The organism is Stenotrophomonas sp. (assembly GCF_035634915.1).
In the GTDB taxonomy this organism is placed as follows: domain Bacteria; phylum Pseudomonadota; class Gammaproteobacteria; order Xanthomonadales; family Xanthomonadaceae; genus Stenotrophomonas.
The window spans coordinates 114,054-131,623 of sequence record NZ_DASQCB010000001.1; the positions used below are offsets into that span (position 1 = coordinate 114,054).

The 17,570-nt window shown below is 66.8% G+C and carries 17 protein-coding genes; 10 read left to right on the forward strand and 7 right to left on the reverse strand.

Annotated elements, in window-relative coordinates; translation table 11 throughout:
- The first annotated feature begins 68 nt into the window (after positions 1 to 68).
- The 3 genes from VER16_RS00515 to betT all read left to right on the forward strand — a co-directional run bounded on the left by VER16_RS00515 (position 69) and on the right by betT (position 2,950).
- Entirely contained in the window at positions 69 to 422 is a 354-nt protein-coding gene (locus tag VER16_RS00515) for a DMT family transporter (protein ID WP_324804915.1), read from the forward strand.
- On the forward strand, positions 422 to 742 hold the full coding sequence (locus VER16_RS00520) for a multidrug efflux SMR transporter (protein WP_324804916.1): 321 nt from the start codon (positions 422 to 424) through the stop codon (positions 740 to 742). The genes VER16_RS00515 and VER16_RS00520 overlap by 1 nt, the downstream gene beginning before the upstream one ends.
- Before the next feature lie 228 nt (positions 743 to 970).
- Complete coding sequence (betT, locus tag VER16_RS00525) at positions 971 to 2,950, forward strand: choline BCCT transporter BetT (RefSeq protein WP_324804917.1); 1,980 nt, start codon at positions 971 to 973, stop codon at positions 2,948 to 2,950.
- 42 nt (positions 2,951 to 2,992) lie between these two features.
- On the opposite strand, the gene VER16_RS00530 is transcribed toward betT, so the two are convergent.
- The gene (locus VER16_RS00530; protein WP_324804918.1) at positions 2,993 to 3,970 is read right to left on the reverse strand and encodes a zinc-binding dehydrogenase; all 978 of its coding nucleotides are present in this window, start codon (positions 3,968 to 3,970) and stop codon (positions 2,993 to 2,995) included.
- A 481-nt stretch (positions 3,971 to 4,451) separates the two neighbouring features.
- Between VER16_RS00530 and VER16_RS00535 the strand changes: the two genes are divergently transcribed.
- From VER16_RS00535 to VER16_RS00550, 4 genes are all read left to right on the forward strand, one after another.
- Positions 4,452 to 6,779, forward strand: coding sequence for a ribonucleoside-diphosphate reductase subunit alpha (locus VER16_RS00535; RefSeq protein WP_324805056.1), 2,328 nt, complete (start codon positions 4,452 to 4,454; stop codon positions 6,777 to 6,779).
- A 108-nt stretch (positions 6,780 to 6,887) separates the two neighbouring features.
- Entirely contained in the window at positions 6,888 to 7,928 is a 1,041-nt protein-coding gene (locus VER16_RS00540) for a ribonucleotide-diphosphate reductase subunit beta (RefSeq protein WP_324804919.1), read from the forward strand.
- A 13-nt stretch (positions 7,929 to 7,941) separates the two neighbouring features.
- Positions 7,942 to 8,421, forward strand: coding sequence for a flavodoxin (locus VER16_RS00545; RefSeq protein WP_324805057.1), 480 nt, complete (start codon positions 7,942 to 7,944; stop codon positions 8,419 to 8,421).
- Positions 8,393 to 8,719, forward strand: coding sequence for a thioredoxin family protein (locus VER16_RS00550; RefSeq protein WP_150454143.1), 327 nt, complete (start codon positions 8,393 to 8,395; stop codon positions 8,717 to 8,719). The genes VER16_RS00545 and VER16_RS00550 overlap by 29 nt, the downstream gene beginning before the upstream one ends.
- Positions 8,720 to 8,786: 67 nt before the next feature.
- On the opposite strand, the gene VER16_RS00555 is transcribed toward VER16_RS00550, so the two are convergent.
- A complete protein-coding gene (locus VER16_RS00555; RefSeq protein ID WP_324804920.1) occupies positions 8,787 to 10,118 on the reverse strand; it encodes an Nramp family divalent metal transporter in 1,332 nt (443 codons plus the stop codon).
- Positions 10,119 to 10,234: 116 nt separating this feature from the next.
- Between VER16_RS00555 and mntR the strand changes: the two genes are divergently transcribed.
- Positions 10,235 to 10,708: a manganese-binding transcriptional regulator MntR gene (gene mntR, locus VER16_RS00560; RefSeq protein WP_324804921.1), complete on the forward strand. Its 474-nt coding sequence runs from the start codon at positions 10,235 to 10,237 to the stop codon at positions 10,706 to 10,708.
- Positions 10,709 to 10,849: 141 nt separating this feature from the next.
- Here the strand turns inward: mntR and fabR are convergent, their stop codons facing one another.
- On the reverse strand, positions 10,850 to 11,509 hold the full coding sequence (gene fabR, locus VER16_RS00565) for an HTH-type transcriptional repressor FabR (RefSeq protein WP_324804922.1): 660 nt from the start codon (positions 11,507 to 11,509) through the stop codon (positions 10,850 to 10,852).
- A 92-nt stretch (positions 11,510 to 11,601) separates the two neighbouring features.
- On the opposite strand from fabR, the gene VER16_RS00570 reads away from it, so the two are divergent.
- Together VER16_RS00570 and VER16_RS00575 are read left to right on the forward strand one after the other, a co-directional pair.
- On the forward strand, positions 11,602 to 12,672 hold the full coding sequence (locus tag VER16_RS00570) for a ferredoxin reductase (RefSeq protein ID WP_324804924.1): 1,071 nt from the start codon (positions 11,602 to 11,604) through the stop codon (positions 12,670 to 12,672).
- Positions 12,673 to 12,684: 12 nt separating this feature from the next.
- Positions 12,685 to 13,833, forward strand: coding sequence for an acyl-CoA desaturase (locus VER16_RS00575; protein ID WP_324804925.1), 1,149 nt, complete (start codon positions 12,685 to 12,687; stop codon positions 13,831 to 13,833).
- Between the two features lie 5 nt (positions 13,834 to 13,838).
- Here the strand turns inward: VER16_RS00575 and VER16_RS00580 are convergent, their stop codons facing one another.
- The 4 genes from VER16_RS00580 to VER16_RS00595 form a co-directional block, all read right to left on the reverse strand.
- Positions 13,839 to 14,192, reverse strand: coding sequence for a tetratricopeptide repeat protein (locus VER16_RS00580; RefSeq protein ID WP_324804926.1), 354 nt, complete (start codon positions 14,190 to 14,192; stop codon positions 13,839 to 13,841).
- The gene (locus tag VER16_RS00585; RefSeq protein ID WP_324804927.1) at positions 14,189 to 14,767 is read right to left on the reverse strand and encodes a flavin reductase family protein; all 579 of its coding nucleotides are present in this window, start codon (positions 14,765 to 14,767) and stop codon (positions 14,189 to 14,191) included. The genes VER16_RS00580 and VER16_RS00585 overlap by 4 nt, the downstream gene beginning before the upstream one ends.
- A complete protein-coding gene (locus VER16_RS00590) occupies positions 14,767 to 15,393 on the reverse strand; it encodes a superoxide dismutase (protein ID WP_324804928.1) in 627 nt (208 codons plus the stop codon). Before VER16_RS00590 ends, VER16_RS00585 begins: the two co-directional genes overlap by 1 nt.
- Before the next feature lie 592 nt (positions 15,394 to 15,985).
- Positions 15,986 to 17,509, reverse strand: a complete 1,524-nt coding sequence (locus tag VER16_RS00595) for a thioredoxin family protein (RefSeq protein WP_324805058.1) — start codon at positions 17,507 to 17,509, stop codon at positions 15,986 to 15,988.
- Between the last annotated feature and the right edge of the window lie 61 nt (positions 17,510 to 17,570).

Consider the following 17,570-nt stretch of genomic DNA (forward strand, 5'->3'; position numbering starts at 1 on the left):
AGGCGGCGCTGATCCACGCACGCTGTGGATCCACCCTCCGGCCCCGGCACGGCCACAAGGAGTCATCCATGTCCCGTACTGTTTCCGCCCGTGGCGCACTGGTCGCCTGGGCCTGCCTGACCGTGGCGATCCTCGCCGAAGTGGTCGGCACCTCGTTCATGGCCCATGCCGCCCGTGATGGGGGCTGGGTCGGCTATGCGGTGATGGCCGTCGCACTGGCGCTGTCCTATTACTTTCTGGCGCTGTCGGTGCGCCGCATCGCGGTGGGCGTGGCCTACGCCGTCTGGGAAGGCCTGGGCCTGACCCTGCTGACCGTGGTGGGCGTGTGGGTGTTTGGCGAACACCTGTCGCTGCAGCAGCTGGCAGGCCTGATGCTGGCGGTGGCCGGCATCGTCTGTGTCACCCTCGGGGAGGCGCACTGATGAACATGACCGCGCTGTTTTTCGTGATCGGTTCGGCCCTGCTGGATGTGGCCGCCAACATGATGGTGGCCCGCTCCGATGGCTTCCGCCGCTGGCGCTGGGGCGCAGGCGCCATCGTGCTGGTGTGGCTGGCCTTCGCGCTGCTGGGCCAGGCCGTGCGCCATATCGATCTGGCGACGGCGTACGCCTTGTGGGGCGCGATCGGTGTGATCGGTACGGCCACCTGCGGCCGCCTACTGTTCGGCAACCGCCTGCGTCCGATCGGTTGGGTCGGCATTGCCCTGGTCACGGCGGCAGTGCTGCTGCTCAGCACCGCCTGACCCACAAAAAGGGGACGGAGGGGATTAAGTCGCAATCGGCTTGGTTTGGGGGTTTGCTGCAGAAAGCGACTTAATCCCCTCCGTCCCCTTCTTGCGGTTGAGCGCGCGCGTGATAGCACGGGGACACTGTCCGTGGGCTGTCATCGCCACAGGGCACTTCATCCTGTGTCCACTGCCAGTCACGGAAAATCGGTAGGCTTATCCCTGAACGACCGGAGATGGCTGCCAATGGAAGCACTGGAGCCTCAACACACCCCGGTGCGCACCCTCCGGCCCGTCTTCGCCTTCGCGGCGATCGTCGTCGTTGCCTTCGCACTGTTCGTCAGCCTGTTCCCGCTTGGTGCGGGGCGTGTGCTGGTCAAAGCGCAGGACTGGGCCGCGCTCAACGTGGGTTGGTACTACCTGCTGGCGATGACCCTGTACCTGGTGTTCGTGGTCGGCGTGGCCCTGTCCAGGTATGGCGGCATCAAGCTGGGGGCCGATCATGACGAGCCGGAATTCAGCTATCTGTCGTGGGCCGGCATGCTGTTTGCCGCTGGCATCAGCATCACCCTCTTCTTCTTCTGTGTCTCCGAACCGCTCACCCATTACCTGCAGCCACCACAGGGCGATGCGGCCGCCGGCGAGGCGGGTGCGCGCCAGGCCATGCAGCTGCTGTTCCTGCACTGGGGCCTGCATGGCTGGGGCGTCTTCGCGCTGGCGGCAATGGCGATGGCCTACTTCGCCTACCGGCACAACCTGCCGCTGGCGCTGCGTTCGGCGCTGTACCCGCTCATCGGCAAGCGCATCAACGGGCCCATCGGTTACACGGTGGATGCGCTGGGCATCGTCGCCACCGTGTTCGGCATCGGTGCCGACATGGGCTTTGGCGTGCTGCACCTCAACGCGGGCCTGACCCATCTGTTCAACGTGCCGCACTCCAACCTGGTGCAGATCCTGCTGGTGGCCAGCATGATGGGAGCCGCCGTGGTCGTGGCCGTGTCCGGCGTGGAAAAGGGCGTGCGCTGGATGGCCAACATCAACATGCTGCTGGCCATCGCGCTGGTGCTGTTCATGCTGTTTGCCGGCCCCACCCAGTACCTGCTCGGCACGCTGATGCAGAACCTGGGCGACTACCTGGGCAGCGTGGTCGGCAAGAGTTTCGATGTCTACGCCTACGGCGGCCGCCCGGAATGGCTGGGTGGCTGGACGGTGTTCTACTGGGCCTGGTGGATCGGCTGGGCGCCGTTCGTGGGCCTGTTCATCGCGCGCATCTCGCGCGGCCGCACCATCCGCGAATTCGTATTCGGCGTACTGCTCATCCCGCTCGGCTTCACCCTGGCGTGGCTGTCGATCTTCGGCAACAGCGCGCTGGACCAGGTGCTGCACCACGGCCAGCAGCAGCTGGCACAGCTGGCGGTGGATGATCCGCCCACGGTGCTGTACGCACTGCTCGATGGCTATCCGTGGAGCAGGGGGGTGATCGCGGTGACCGTGATGGTCAGCTTCATCTTCTTCGTGACCTCGGCCGATTCAGGCGCGGTGGTGCTGTCCACGCTGTCCTCGCATGGCGGTTCGCCCGAGGATGATGGCCCGCGCTGGCTGCGGGTGTTCTGGGGCACGGTCATCGCGGTGCTGACCGCCGGCCTGCTGCTGGCCGGCAGTATCGATGCATTGAAGTCGGCGGTGGTGCTGGCCTCGCTGCCGTTCTCGGCGGTACTGCTGTTGATGATGTGGGGCCTGACCCGAGCGTTCAGCGATGAATCGCACCGCGAGCGTGCGCAGCAGTTCCGGCCCTCACCCCTGATCGGCGACGACCGTCACCACCAGGGCTGGCGCCAGCGCCTGAGCCAGGCCATGCACTTCCCGGTGCGCGACCAGGTCTACCGCTTCATGGATGACACCGTGAAGCCGGCCATGGAAGACGTGGCCGAGCAGCTGCGCGGGCAGGGCTGGGAAGTGGCCACGCGTTTTGAAGCCGGTGACATGGAACTGTCGGTCAACCACGGCGAGCAGCAGGACTTCCTGTACCGGGTGATCCTCAGCGGCTACCTGACCCCGTCGTTCGCCGCCCAGCAGCTGCGCAACCAGCGTTATTACCGTGCGGAAGTGCATCTGTTCGAAGGCAGCCAGGATTACGATCTGGTGGGCTACAGCCGCAAGCAGATCATCAACGACATCATCAGCCAGTACGAACGGCACCTGCAGTTCCTGCACCTGAGCCGGTGATGGCCGGGAGCCGAGCCCACGCTCGGCTCCACCCTCTGGCGATCAGGCCCGCAGCAGCACCTTGCCGCCACGGCCGGACTGCGCCGCCGCTGCCACCGCCGCTGCCACGTCATCCAGCGCGAAGATGCCGTCCACTGGCAAAGTGAGTTCACCGCTGGCCGCGCGCTGCAGCAGTTCGCCCACCAGGCGGCGCTTGTCTTCCACCGCCATCGCCTGGCTGACCTTGCTGCCCCAGAAGCCCTTCACCGTGGCTTCCTTGTAGATCAGGCCACTGGCCGGGATGCGCATCGCCTCGCCACTCATCACGCCGAACGACACCAGCGTGCCGTGCACGCCGAGCAGGTCGACCAGATCGGCGCTGGCTTCGCCGCCGATGGAATCGACGGCGGCCGCTGCCTGCGCTTCACCGGTGGCTTCGCGCACGCGGTCCTTCCAGCCGTCCTGCGAGGTGTCGAACACATGCTCGATGCCCAGCGCCTGCAGCTGCGCCACGGCCTTGGCATTGCGCACCAGGTTGGCCACCTTGACACCGCGCGCACGGGCCAGCATCGCCAGCGACTTGCCCACCGCGCCATTGGCCGTGTTCTGTACGATCCATTGGCCGGCGTCCACCTCCAGGAATTCCAGCAGCATCAGGGCGCTCAGCGGCATCGCGATCAGCTGTGCCGCGGTTTCGTCGGCGATGGCGTCGGGCATCGGGATGACCATGCGTGCCGGCGCGATGAAGGCCTCGGCCCAGGTGGCATGCACCGAAGCGGCGGCAACGCGCTGGCCGACCTGCAGGCCTTCAACCCCTTCACCGAGGGCATCGACCACGCCCAGGGCTTCGCTGCCGCCGACGGCCGGCAGGGTCGGCTTGTAGCCGTACAGGCCGCGCACGGTCAGCAGGTCGTGGTTGTGGATCGAGGCGAGCGTGGTGCGGATGCGCACTTCGCCCGGGCCGGGTTCGGGCAGGGCGACATCGGCGATGGCAAGGACGGTGGCGGGATCGCCGAAGGCGGAATAGAGGGCGGCGCGCATGGAAGCATCCATGAGTTGGGAATGTGCACTCGATCTGGGGATGGGCGCGCGCTCGACAAGGCACTGGTGGTGCAACACGGCATCCTGCGACGGATCGTCGCGGAATCTGTTCATCACCGCATCTTGTGTTGACGATCTGCAACATCCCCACTATGTTGTGGCCGTCACTCCCGGTCAGCCGCCGCCGCCGGACATGCAGCAAACGTCCCGCGGCCCGCCCCTGAAGGCTTGCCGTGTCGACGCGGCCGCCATCGTGCGGACGCAGATCGCCCCCACGGCCCGGATACCGGCCGCAGGCGCAGGCGCATTGCCGACGGTCTGACGTTCCCGCGCAATGGCACACCACCCGACCGCCCCGTGTGCCGGTATCGCGCGCAGGGCCGCCATGGCATCGACGCTTCGAGGCGTGCGTGCCTGGAGACGCAGGACAATGACCGACAGTACCTACCGCGCGGCCGATCTGGCCGGCGCCGGCGACGCCATGCGCGCCGGTGGCGAACGTGTGCCCACCTGGATCACCAAGGAAGCCGGCAACCGCCGCCTGCCGTTCGAGGCGGAGCGCCTGCAGCGCAGCATCGACGGCGTGCATGCCGAGTTCCCACAGCTGGACGTCAGCGACTACCGCCGCGTGGTGCAGGCGATGGTCGAGCGCAAGCCCAGCATCAGCGCCGATGACCTGGTCGACCTGCTGATCCGTGAGGCGGAATCGCGCGTGGACCTGGTGGCCCCGGAATGGGAGCAGTTTGCTGCACGGCTGTACCTGCGCCGGCTGTACAAGCGCGCCAGCCGCAACCGCTTCTACGATGTCAGCCTGAAGTACGGTTCCTATGTGGGCCTGCAGGAAAGCCTGGCCGACCGCGGCGTGTACAGCAACGACATCCTGCGCTGCTATTCGAAGGATGAACTGCAGCAGGCCGGGCAGATGATCGACCCCGAGCGCGACCGGCTGTTCGCCTACAACGGCCTGTACCTGCTGGCCACGCGCTACCTCGCCACTGATGGCAGCCGCGAGGTGTACGAACTGCCGCAGGAGCGCTGGCTGACCATCGCCCTGTACCTGATGCAGGACGAGGGCGGGCCTGGTGAAAGCGGGCGCGTCCGCCGCATGCAGCTGGTGGGCGAGGCCTATTGGGCGCTGTCCAACCTGTACATGACCGTGGCTACGCCCACGCTGGCCAACGCCGGCAAGGTCGGCGGCCAGCTCTCCAGCTGCTTCATCGACACGGTGGATGACAGCCTGCAGGGCATCTATGACTCCAATACCGATATCGCCCGCGTGTCCAAGCATGGCGGCGGCGTCGGTGCGTATCTGGGCTACGTGCGCAGCAGCGGCGCGCCGATCCGTGGCGTGCCCAATTCCTCCGGCGGCGTGGTGCCATGGATCAAGCAGCTCAACAACACCGCCGTGTCGGTCGACCAGCTCGGCCAGCGCAAGGGCGCGGTGGCGGTGTACCTGGACATCTGGCACCGCGACATCGAGGCCTTCCTCGATCTGCGCCTGAACAATGGCGACCAGCGGCTGCGCGCGCATGACGTGTTCACGGCGGTGTGCGTGCCGGACCTGTTCATGGAGGCGGTGGAGCGCCGCGCCGACTGGTACCTGTTCGACCCGCACGAGGTGAAGCAGGCCAAGGGCTGGTACCTGCAGGACTTCTACGACGAGACGCGGGGCGCGGGCAGCTTCCGTGACCGCTATGCCGAACTGGTGGGTGACGAGCGCATCAGCCGCCGCACCGTGCGGGCCATCGACCTGTTCAAGCGGATCATGGTCAGCCAGCTGGAAACCGGCAACCCGTTCCTGTTCTACCGCGATGAAGTGAACCGCAGGAACCCGAACAAGCATGCGGGCATGGTGTACTCCAGCAACCTGTGTACCGAGATCCTGCAGAACATGAGCCCGACGCGGATGATCCAGGAGATCGTCAGCGGCGACCAGATCGTCACCACGCGCCGCGCCGGTGATTTCGTGGTCTGCAACCTGTCCTCGATCAACCTCGGCCGGGCGATCACCGCGCCGGACGATCTGCTGGCCAAGGACGTGCTGGAGCGCCTGATCCCGATCCAGGTGCGCATGCTCGACAACGTGATCGACCTCAACGCGCTGCCGGTGCCGCAGGCCACCATCACCAATCGCAAGTACCGCGCCATCGGTCTGGGTACCTTCGGCTGGCACCACCTGCTGGCCCAGCAGGGCATCCACTGGGAAACGCCCGAAGCCGAGGCGCTGTCGGACACGCTGTTCGAGCGCATCAACTTCCTGACCATCCAGGCCAGCGCGCAGCTGGCGAAGGAGAAGGGCAGCTACCCGATGTTCGCTGGCAGCGACTGGCAGACCGGCGCCTACTTCCGTGACCGCCGCTACGAGGCCGCGGGCTGGGACAGCCTGGCCCGCGAGGTCGCAACGCATGGCCTGCGCAATGGCTGGCTGCTGGCGGTGGCGCCGAACATGAGCACCGCGCAGATCGCTGGTTCCACCGCATCGATCGACCCGATCTACAGCGCGTTCTACTACGAGGAGAAGAAGGACTTCCGCAGGCCTGTCGCTGCACCGGGGCTGTCGCTGGAGACGTGGCCCTACTACGAGAAGGGTGCCTACAAGGTCGACCAGTTCGCCAGCGTGCGGCAGAACGCCCGCCGCCAGCGCCACGTCGACCAGGCGATCAGCTTCAACCTCTACGTGCCCAGCACCATCCGCGCCAGCACGCTGCTGGAGCTGCACCTGAGCGCCTGGCGCGAGGGCCTGAAGACCACCTACTACGTACGCTCCAACGACATCGACATCAGCGAATGCGAGTGGTGCTCCAGCTGACCGCTGCGAATCCTGTAGAGCCGGGCCCACGCTCGGCTCAAGCGCAACGCAGCCGAGCATGGGCTCGGCTCTACAGATGCAACGCATGTAATCCGAAGGCAGACCACCATGGCAACCCCCCTCGACCGCATCAAGATCCTCGAACCGCGCCACCCCAACCGCAGCACCGGCATCATCAACGGCCGCACCAGCGGCATCCTCAACTGGAACGACATCCCATACCCGTCGTTCTATCGGGCCTACAAGGAACTATCGACCAACTTCTGGATCCCCGACGAGGTGGACATGAAGCTGGACGCGCGCCAGTACGGTGAGCTGTCCGGTCGCGAGAAGAACGCCTACGACTCGATCATCGGCCTGCTGGCCACGCTCGATTCGCCGCAGACCCGCTTCATCTACAACGTGGCCGAGTACATCACCGACCCGGCCGCGCATGCCAACGCGGCGATCATCGGCCAGCAGGAAGTGATCCACAACGAGAGCTACAGCTACGTGCTGGCCTCGATCACCGACCTGCCCAACCAGAACCGCATCTTCGAGATCGCGCGCACGCACCCGACCATCATCAAGCGCAACGCACCGATCATGGGGGCCTATGACGATTTCATGCGCGAGAAGACCGCCGAGACCCTGTTGAAGTCGCTGATCCAGTCGTCGATCCTGGAGGGGATCAACTTCTATTCCGGCTTTGCGTACTTCTACAACATGGTGCGGCAGAACCGCATGACCGGTACCGGCAAGATCATCAGCTTCATCAACCGCGACGAGCTGGCCCACACCAAGTTCATCAGTGAACTGATCCGCGCCATCATCGGCGAGAACCCGGAGCTGCAGACCAACGAGCTGACCGCGTACGTGCATGAAGCGTTCGAGCATGCGATCGCGCTGGAAACCCAATGGTCGTCGGAGGTGCTCGACGGCATCGACGGCATCGACGTGGAGGAAATGGTGCGCTACGTGAAGTACCGCGCCAACAAGATGGCCGGCATGCTCGGCATCGAGCGGCTGTACAGCGATACCACCGACAACGTGATGCCGTGGATCAAGGCCTACGCTGACAACTTCACCGAGACCAAGACTGACTTCTTTGAGATGCGCAATGCCAGCTACAAGAAGACCAACGTCGACAACGGTTTCGACGACCTCTGAGCGCGGCGTGGCGCTGCGCATCCTGCTGGTGGTGGCCTCGCTCAGTGGCAATACCCGCGAACTGGGTCGTCACATCCGCGCGCGCTGCCAGACGGCCGGGCATTCGGTGTACTGGCAGGAGGTTGACGACCTGCGATCGGTCGAAACCCTGGCCGCCGATGAGGCCGACCTGGTGCTGCTGGGCAGCTGGACCGACAACGCCGGGCGCACGCCTGCGGAGATGAAGGCCTGGGTGGCCGGCATTGCCGAGCGTGGCCAGCGTCCGCGCCAGCTGGCGGTGTTCGGCACCGGTGAGACGCAGTGGGGGCAGGAGTACTACTGCGGCGCCGTGCACCGGCTGACCCGCTACTTCAACAGCGGCTACCCACCGCTGGAGATCGAACAGATGCCGCATGGCGCACGCGATGCCGCGGCCATCGACGCCTGGACTGATGCGGTCCTGGCCCATTACTGGAGCAATCACGATGCAGATCATCGACGCCACCACGCCTGAGCAGTTCCAGCAGCTGCTGGCCGAACACCCGCGGGTGCTGGTGGATTTCCACAAGGACCAGTGTCCGGGCTGCCGGATGCTGGAAATGTCGCTGCACCGCGTGGCCAACAGCGTGGCAGGACAGGGTACGACCCTCCTGCGCGTGCAGCTGGAGGTGCTGGGCGAAGCCTTCTTCCGCGAGCTGGGGCTGCGGCAGACGCCGACCTTGTCGTTGTTCCGCGATGGCGACGAGCGGCAGCGGTTGGCCGGGTTCCAGTCGCCGCAGCAGATTGAAGCCGCGATCGCGTTGCACTTGTAGAGCCGAGCCCATGCTCGGCTGCCGTTCGCGCGGTGCGTGATAAAAGGCATCCACGCATGGCGTGGATCTACTGGCCGGCGAAGGTATCCACCAGCAGCTTCACGTTCAGCGCCACGATCACCAGGGCGATCACCCAGGCGACACTGCCCAGCCAGCGGGGCGCCACCAGTGCGCCCATCGTCGCCTTGTCGGTCACCAGCCGCACCAGCGGAATGATGGCAAACGGCAGCTGCATGGACAGCACCACCTGGCTCAGCACCAGCAGCTTCACCGCGCCCTGGTCGCCGAACAGCAGGATCACCACCACCACCGGAATGATTGCCAGCGCACGGGTGATCAGGCGCCGCAGCCACGGCGGCAGCCGCAGATGCAGGAAACCTTCCATCACGATCTGCCCGGCCAGAGTGGCGGTCACCGTGGAATTCAGGCCCGAGGCGAGCAGGGCAACCGCGAACAGGGTCGAGGCCAGGCCCACGCCCAGCATCGGTGCCAGCAGCTGGTGCGCCTGCTCGATGTCCTCCACATCCAAGCGCCCGTTGGCGTGGAATACCGCCGCTGCCAGGATCAGGATGCTGGCGTTGATGAACAGCGCCAGGGTCAGCGCGATGGTGCTGTCGGTCACCGCCCAGCGCAGCGCACTGCGGCGGCCTTCATCGGTGCGCGGGTAGGCGCGGGTCTGCACGATGGACGAATGCAGGTACAGGTTATGTGGCATCACCGTGGCGCCAATGATGCCGATGGCGATGTACAGCGCGTGCGGATCGGTGACCACCTGCGCACGCGGAATGAACCCGCCCAGCACCTCCATCACCGGCGGTGCGGCCAGCGCGATCTGCACCATGAAACAGCCGAAGATGATCATCAGCAGGGCGATGACGAAGGCTTCCAATGCACGGAAGCCGCGGTTCATCAGCAGCAGCACCAGCAGCGTGTCCAGCGCGGTGATCACCGCACCCCACAGCAGCGGCAGGTCGAACAGCAGCTTCAGGGCGATGGCGGTGCCGATCACCTCGGCCAGGTCACAGGCGATGATTGCTGCCTCGCACAGTGCCCACAGCGCCAGGTTGACCGGTTTCGGATAGCGGGCGCGGCAGGCCTGGGCCAGGTCCATGCCGGTGGCGATGCCCAGCCGCGCCGACAGCGCCTGCAGGATCACCGCCATCAGGTTGGAAATGAGGATGACCGAGAGCAGCAGGTAGCCAAAGCGCGAACCACCCGCGAGGTCGGTCGCCCAGTTGCCCGGGTCCATGTAGCCCACCGAGACCATGTAGCCGGGGCCGAGGAAGGCCAGCAGGCGGAACCACCAGTGGCCCTTGTCGGGCACGGCCACCGAGGCGTTGAGCGCGCCCAGGCTGGCTGCGGGGGCGGCCGGGGAGTCGGAAGGCGCGACGGTGTTCATGGCTGTAATATAGCCACGGCTATATCCATTAGCAATGTGAAACAATCGTCTTTGCTGCGTCACTGGTCCAGAATTCAGGTTCAGATCCGGAAGTCATCGGCAGGACAGGCACTCGCGTGGGCAAGACAGGCGCTTCGACATCGGCAAAGAATCCCCCCTTGATCGAGGCCGAGCGCCAGGTCGAGAGCTTCCGGCAGGTGCGCGAAGCCCACAGGATGGAGCTGGTCGAGGACTACGTGGAGCTGATTTCCGACCTGCTGGCCGACGGCGGTGAAGCACGCCAGGTCGATATCGCCACCCGGCTGGGCGTGGCCCAGCCGACGGTGGCGAAGATGCTGCGGCGCCTGGCGCGGGATGGCTGGGTGGTGCAGCGTCCCTACCGGGGTGTGTTCCTGACGCCGGAAGGCGAGGCGCTGGCCCATGCCAGCCGCGAGCGGCACCAGACCGTGGAGCGCTTTCTGTTGGCGCTGGGCGTGGATCCGGATACGGCGCGGCGTGATGCCGAGGGCATCGAGCATCATGTAAGCGAGCAGACGCTGGCGCTGTTCGAGGCGTTCGTGCGCAAGGCTGAGGGCGGGGCTTCTAAGTAGATCCACGCCATGCGTGGATGAATTCGTTCGATATCTGACAGATTTCATCCACGCATGGCGTGGATCTACTGGCCGCCGGCCGACCGCTGGTCGGCATGGGGTCAGAGCCGTTTCCCGTGGCAACGGATCCGACCCCGGCGCTTACCTGCCGCGGCGGAAGGCGGCGGGGGTGCGGGCGCCGACGATGATCATGCGGATCATCGTGGAAATCTGTTCGACCAGCTCCGGGTCTTTCTCCGGCGGCTGGTCCATCGCGGTGGCACCCATGGCGAACACCAGCCGGGTGATGGCGGTGGCCACCAGCTCCGGCTTGTAGAGCTTGGCGCCGTCCAGTGCGGCCAGGCGCACCAGGTCGTGCTGCAGTTCTTCTTCGAAGTAGTGCAGTTCGCGTTCGACGGCGTGCTTGAAGTCATCCGAGCCCACCGCGCCTTCGCGCAGCAGCACGTGCAGCAGCTTGTCGTCGGCGCGCAGCTGTTCCATGAAGGTCTCCATCGACACGCGCACCACGCTGGTCGCGCTGGAGGTGGCGCGCTGGCGGGCCTCGCCGATGATCGTGCGCAACGAGCGGCCGGCCACATCGATCAGGGCCACGGCCAGTTCGTCCATGTCGCGGAACTGCCGGTAGAAACTGTTCGGGGCAATGCCTGCTTCGCGCGCGACTTCGCGCAGGCTCAGCGTGGACAGGCTGCGGTGCGGGCCGATCAGTTTCAGGGCAGCGGCCAGCAGGTCCTCGCGGCTCACCGTACGGCGGGCCGGGCTGTTGGCATCTTCGGGCGGCGTCAGGGCGGTGGCGGCGGCCATGGGACTTCCGGGGGGACGAGGCTGAATCATACCCAATCCGGTTCAATATACACATGTATACACAGGTGTATGTGCGGCCGTATAGTGCGCCCATGAGCGCTGTGATCCGTCCGTCCCTGTTTTCCCCGTACCGCTGGCTCTCGCCGTCGCTGTTCGATTTCTGGGCGGGCCAGCTGAATCCGTTGTGGACCCTGCGCGAGCCCCTGGCCCGCCTGGTCCGGCGCGAGCCGGCCGGCGAGGGTGCCGCTACCCTGGTCCTGCGCTGCAACCGGCACTGGGCCGGCATGCGCGCCGGCCAGCACATCACCCTGGGTGTGGAGCTTGAAGGGCGCGTATTGCGCCGCAGCTACAGCCCGACCGCGCTGGGCCGCCGCGAGCTGGCCATCACTGTCAAGGCGGTGGAGGGCGGCACCATCAGCCAGCACCTGGTCCACCATGCCAAGCCGGGCGATCTGTTCCGCCTGGACGCGGCCTTCGGCGATTTCCATATGCCGGCCGCCGCGCCGGTGCTGTTGCTGGCCGCAGGCAGTGGCATCACCCCGATGCGCAGCCTGCTGCGCGAGGCCTGCCAGCGACCGCTGGCCGCGCCGGTGGACCTGTTCTACTGGGAACGCAACGCGGCCGCCTTCCAGTTCCGTGATGAACTGCAGGCGCTGGCCGCAGCGAACCCGAACCTGCGCGTGCACCTGCTGACCACCCGCGAAGGCGAGGTTCCGGCCGCGCGCATCGATACCCATTCGCTGGCCGTGGCCGGCGATGACACGCCGCTGGCGCAGCGCCACGTGCTGGCCTGTGGCCCGGATGGCTTCGTTGCCGCCGCGCGCCAACGCCTGGTGCACCAGGTGGCCGGCTTCCAGGCCGAGGCGTTTACCCCGCCGGCACCGCTCAACGATGCCGACAGCGCCGGTGAGATCGCCCTGACCCTGGCCCGCAGCGGCCGCCAGTTGAAGGTTGCCCGTGGCCGTTCGCTGCTGGAAAGCCTGGAAGCCCAGAGCATCAAGCCCAGGCACGGCTGCCGCATGGGGATCTGCAATACCTGCACCTGCGATCGCGTCAGTGGCACCACCCGTCACCTGCGCACCGGTGAAATGCAGTCCGAGACGGCGCAGCCGGTGCGGATCTGCGTGAGCGCACCGACCACCGACCTGACTTTGGATCTCTGAGGACCTGCTGCCATGACCCGCGCTTCCGACCGTGCCCTGAGCCCCGCCGAGATGAACGCCTTCGGTGCCGAGCTCGACGCGATCCGCGATCGTATCTTGGGCAGCCTCGGCGCCTCCGACACCCGCTACATCCGCCGCGTGGCCGCCGCCGTGCGCTGGTCTGGCGTGCTGGGCCGTGGCCTGCTGTTCCTTGGCGCGTTTTCGCCGCTGTTCTGGGCGCCGCTGCTGTGGCCGGCCTGCATCGCCGGCACCCTGCTGCTGGCGCTGGCCAAGATCCTGGAAAACATGGAGCTGGGCCATAACGTGATGCACGGCCAGTACGACTGGACCGGCGATCCCAAGCTCAACGGCAACACCTATGAGTGGGACATCGTTGCCACCGGCGACAACTGGCGCAAGACCCACAATTTCCGCCACCACACCTACACCAACGTGCGTGGCATGGACGATGACATCGGCTACGGCCTGCTGCGCATCTTCCCGGAACAGCGCTGGTCGCCGTTCTACCTGATGCAGCCGATCATCGCGCCGATCTTCGCGCTGCTGTTCCAGTGGGGCGTGGCCGCGCAGGACCTGCGCCTGGGCCGCTGGTTCAAGGGGCGCATCAGCAGCCGCGCGATGTGGCTGCAGACCCGCCCGGTGGCACGCAAGATGGTCCGTCAGGTGCTGAAGGATTACGTGTTCTTCCCGCTGCTGGCCGGTCCGTTCTTCCTGCCGGTGATGCTGGGCAACCTGGTTGCCAACGGCATGCGCAATGTCTGGACCTACGTGATCATCTTCTGCGGCCACTTCACCGCCGAATCGGAAACCTTCCCGAAGGAATGCCTGCGCAATGAATCGCGCGGCCACTGGTACCTGCGCCAGCTGCGCGGTTCTTCGAACATCAGCGGCGGCTTCATCATCAACGTGCTGTCGGGCAACCTCAGCCACCAGATCGAGCACCACTTCTACCCGGACCTGCCGGCCAACCGCTATGCAGCCATCGCCAAGGAAGTGAAGGAGATCTGCCGCCGCTACGGCCAGCACTACAACAACGGCTCGCTGCCGCGCCAGTTCGCGCAGGTGGTCTGGCGCATCCTGCGCCACGCTTTCCCGAGCAAACCGCGCCGCCTGCCGATGCCGGACATCCTGCCGGCACCGGCGCCCGCCAACGCGGGCTGAGGGTTTCAGCTGGCTTTGGCCAGCACAACCGGCGGATCGCCGTCCTGCGGGGCGCGGTCCAGCCGGCGCAGGAACACCTGCATTTCCCGGCGCGCCTGCTGGTCGCCCTTGCTGCCGGCCACGCTGAGCCCGCGCTGCCACGCCGCACGCGCCGCCTGCGGCTGGCCACCGGCCAACCAGGCCTTGCCGAGCAGCTTCCACGCCGCTGAGTAATCCGGATCCAGCGCCACGCAGCGCGCCAGGTGGGTGGCGGCGTGCACGGGCTGGCCGGCGTCCAGCCAGCTCTTGCCCAGGCCGAAGCGCAGCAGCGCGCTGTCCTTGCCGCTGGCGAGCATGGCCTCCAGTGCTTCGATGTTCATGGCTGTACCTCATGCAGGTGTTCAAGTGGCCCGGGCAGGAAGCGGCCGCGATGGAACAGCAGGGGTGCGCCGCCGGTTTCGTGCACCTCGATGATGCGACCGGCCAGCAGCAGGTGGTCGCCCACCGGCCACTGCGCGTGGCGGCTGCAGGACAGGTGTGCGACCGCACCGGCGATGCGCGGCGGTGTAGCTTCTTCGCCTTCCAGCAACGGCACGCCGTTGAAACGATCACGCACGCTCGGATCGGCGAAGCGTCGTGCCAGGGCTTCCTGCCTGGCTCCCAGTACGCTGAGAGTGAAACGGGGCGCATGCTGGAACACGCGCAGGCTCTTCGCGTGCAGGGCCAGGTTCCACAGCACCAGCGGCGGCTGCAGCGAGACCGGCACGAACGAGTTGATGGTCAGCCCGTGCGGGTGTCCCTGCGCGTCGCGTGCGGTGACGATGGCCACGCCGGTCGGGTAGTGGCCGAGCAACCGGCGCAGGGCGCGCGGCGGCAGGTCCACCGAGGGCGCCGGCGCCGGGGCAGGGAAGATCCCCGCCCATGGCCCGGCATAGGCACTGCCGCCGGCGTCCATCAGGCGAGCGCCTGGCGGTAGCGGCGGCCGACCTCGGCCCAGTCGATGATGTTGAAGAACGCACCGATGTAGTCGGGGCGACGGTTCTGGTAGTGCAGGTAGTAGGCGTGCTCCCAGACATCCAACGCCAGGATCGGTGTATTGCCGGACAGGCCGACCGCAGCTCCCATCAATGGGCTGTCCTGGTTGGCGCTGCTCTCGACCCGAAGGTGTCCGCCGTCATCGGTGGTCAGCCATGCCCAGCCGCTGCCGAAGCGGGTCTGCGCGGCCTTGCTGAAGGCGTCCTTGAAGGCTGCGAAACCGCCGAGATCGCGGTCGATGGCGGCTGCCAGTCCGGCATCCGGCGCGCCGCCGGCCGGGCTGAGCACGGTCCAGAACAGGCTGTGATTGGCGTGGCCGCCACCGTTGTTGCGCACCGCGCCGCGCACGGACTCGGGAAGCGCATCCAGGTCGGCGATCAGCGATTCCACCGGGGTGTCGGCGATGCCGGCCTGTTCCAGTGCGGCGTTGAGGTTGTTGATGTAGGTCTGGTGGTGCTTGCCGTGGTGGATCTCCATGGTGCGCGCATCGAAGTGCGGTTCCAGGGCGTCGTAGGCGTAGGGCAGGGCGGGAAGCGAGTAGGGCATTGCAACAGTCTCCGTGGGGTTGGCCAGGGGGTTGGCCTCGTGGAGACTGTTGTCGCACCTCAACTTTGGTTGAGGTCAAGGGTGGATTGGAAAGCGTGCGCTGATGGCGCTTTGATTCTTTTCGTGGTGCAGGGGCGGATGGGTCAGCGCAGGACACGCCGTAAACCCATCCTTGGGGGCTCGATGGCGCCATCCATGGCGCCAACGGTCCTGCGCTGACCCATCCGCCCCTGCCGGACAGTTTCACGCGCCGGCGCGGAGGTGGATTCAAAGGCAAATGCAAAAGCAAATGCAAAAGCAAAGCGGATTGGTAGTGCCGGCCGCTGGCCGGGAATCAGGGAGGGTCGGATTGCCGGCCAGCGGCCGGCACTACCCGAATCCTCACCGGCGCGGTGATGCGCTGCCCGCGCTCGCAGGAAACTGTCTGGAGGGGGCGGGGGCCGCTGGGCAGGACCGTTGGCGCCATGGATGGCGCCATCGAGCACCATGGAGGGGCTTTTGCGTGTCCTGACCAGCGGCCCCCGCCCCCTCCCACACGTATCAACAAAAGCGCCGGGCATCGCACCAACCCGCCAGCGCTTTCAAATCAAACTCAGCTCAACCAACCGCGGCACGCGCCGTCGCTCTGCTCGCCACACGCCTGCTGCATCCGCTGCTGCAACCGCGCCAGCGTCTCAGCGCCCTGGTGCTTGCCACCCCAGGCCTTCAACTGCACCGCCAGCCGCTCGAAACGTTGCTTCGTGCGCTGGTGGTAGCCCGACGGCTGCGCCTGCAGCTCGGCAATCAAGGCATCGGTGGCCTGTTCGATGCGCGGGGCATCGTCCGGGGCCAGCCGCAGCAGGCCTTCAACGTACAGCACGCCCCACTGCACGCGGGTGGCCGGGCCCTGCGCGCCTTCGTAGGCGCGCTTCAGCCATTCCAGCGCACCGGCGGTATCGCCGCGCTGTTCGGCCAGTTCGGACAGCTCCGGCATGTAGTAGTACGGCTGATCGCTGCGCTTCAGCTCGGCCAGCAGCAGTGCCTCGGCAGCGGCGTCATCGCCCACTTCGCGCAGGGCATAGGCCGCGCTGCTGATGGTCGCCTGGCGCGCGTGCGCATCCGTGGCCGCGGCATCGGCGGCGGCCACCCGCTGCTTCACCCGCTGCACCAGTGCCGCCGGCAGTGCACCTTCGGGCTGCTGCTGGCGGGCCAGCGAGACTTCGGTCAGTGCGCGCGACAACGCATCGTCAGCGCGATTGCCACGCTCGGCATCCGCGCGCTCCAGGGCCACCAGCAACTGCTGGCCCAGCGCGTTGCTGCTGGCCGGGCCTGCACTGGCCTGCTTGACCAGACCAGCACCGGCATAGCCCAGCAAGTCGCGGTTGCGGCGCACTTCGGTGGGCTGCGCCAGTGCAGCCTGCAGCAGTTCGCGTACCTCGGTCGGTGCCGTGGTTGGGCGCTCGGCAGTTGCCAACGCCAGCAGGGCGAAGCGACGCTGCAGGGCGGCATCCGGGGCGGCCGTGGCCAGCTGGCGCAGCACTTCATCTGTCCTGCGCTCACCGGCCAGGCGATTGGCGTCCACTTCCCAGCCGTAGTCGCCCAGCACCTGCCAGTCTTCGGCGCCCAGCGTCGCCGGCGTCGACAGGGCAGTTGCCAGGGTCTCGGCCACGGCGCTGCGGCGGCTGGCGGCCACGGTCAGGGTGCGGGTGAGTTCGGCGGCATCGTTGCCGCCGGCCACGCGGGTGATTTCGTTGCGCTGCGGGTCGAGCACGATCAGGGTCGGGTAGCCGCGTACACCGAAGCGCTCGCCCCAGGCCTGCGCCCCTTCCTCATCGCCATCCAGGTACACCGGCACGAACTTGCCGGTCAGCGCGATGAAGGCCGGATCCTTGAACAGGCCCGCTTTCAACTGGTTGCACGGCGGGCACCACACCGCGCCCCAGTACAGCAGCACCGGCTTGCCGGTCTCGGCGGCTTCGTTGAAGGCATCGTCGACATCGCCCTGGCGCCAGGCGATGGCCGCAGCCGGCGCGGCCTCGGCGGCCTTCGCGCTCGCCACCGGCGCCTGTGCGGGAGAACAGGCGGTCAGTGCCGTGGCCAGCAGCAACAAGGGGAAGGCAGCGCGCATCGGCAGCATCTCGAAGGGAGGGAAACGAAGGGCCATTGTAGGAACGCCGCCTGCCCGCGCTGATGCAGTT

What these genes read in the sequence shown, in the direction of transcription:
- VER16_RS00515 (WP_324804915.1), top strand. Translation starts at nt 69, where the DNA reads ATGTCCCGTACTGTTTCCGCCCGTGGCGCACTGGTCGCCTGGGCCTGC.
- VER16_RS00520 (WP_324804916.1), top strand. Translation starts at nt 422, where the DNA reads ATGAACATGACCGCGCTGTTTTTCGTGATCGGTTCGGCCCTGCTGGAT.
- betT (WP_324804917.1), top strand. Translation starts at nt 971, where the DNA reads ATGGAAGCACTGGAGCCTCAACACACCCCGGTGCGCACCCTCCGGCCC.
- VER16_RS00530 (WP_324804918.1), bottom strand. Translation starts at nt 3,970, where the DNA reads ATGCGCGCCGCCCTCTATTCCGCCTTCGGCGATCCCGCCACCGTCCTT.
- VER16_RS00535 (WP_324805056.1), top strand. Translation starts at nt 4,452, where the DNA reads ATGCGCGCCGGTGGCGAACGTGTGCCCACCTGGATCACCAAGGAAGCC.
- VER16_RS00540 (WP_324804919.1), top strand. Translation starts at nt 6,888, where the DNA reads ATGGCAACCCCCCTCGACCGCATCAAGATCCTCGAACCGCGCCACCCC.
- VER16_RS00550 (WP_150454143.1), top strand. Translation starts at nt 8,393, where the DNA reads ATGCAGATCATCGACGCCACCACGCCTGAGCAGTTCCAGCAGCTGCTG.
- VER16_RS00555 (WP_324804920.1), bottom strand. Translation starts at nt 10,118, where the DNA reads ATGAACACCGTCGCGCCTTCCGACTCCCCGGCCGCCCCCGCAGCCAGC.
- fabR (WP_324804922.1), bottom strand. Translation starts at nt 11,509, where the DNA reads ATGGCCGCCGCCACCGCCCTGACGCCGCCCGAAGATGCCAACAGCCCG.
- VER16_RS00570 (WP_324804924.1), top strand. Translation starts at nt 11,602, where the DNA reads ATGAGCGCTGTGATCCGTCCGTCCCTGTTTTCCCCGTACCGCTGGCTC.
- VER16_RS00575 (WP_324804925.1), top strand. Translation starts at nt 12,685, where the DNA reads ATGACCCGCGCTTCCGACCGTGCCCTGAGCCCCGCCGAGATGAACGCC.
- VER16_RS00580 (WP_324804926.1), bottom strand. Translation starts at nt 14,192, where the DNA reads ATGAACATCGAAGCACTGGAGGCCATGCTCGCCAGCGGCAAGGACAGC.
- VER16_RS00585 (WP_324804927.1), bottom strand. Translation starts at nt 14,767, where the DNA reads ATGGACGCCGGCGGCAGTGCCTATGCCGGGCCATGGGCGGGGATCTTC.
- VER16_RS00590 (WP_324804928.1), bottom strand. Translation starts at nt 15,393, where the DNA reads ATGCCCTACTCGCTTCCCGCCCTGCCCTACGCCTACGACGCCCTGGAA.
- VER16_RS00595 (WP_324805058.1), bottom strand. Translation starts at nt 17,509, where the DNA reads ATGCTGCCGATGCGCGCTGCCTTCCCCTTGTTGCTGCTGGCCACGGCA.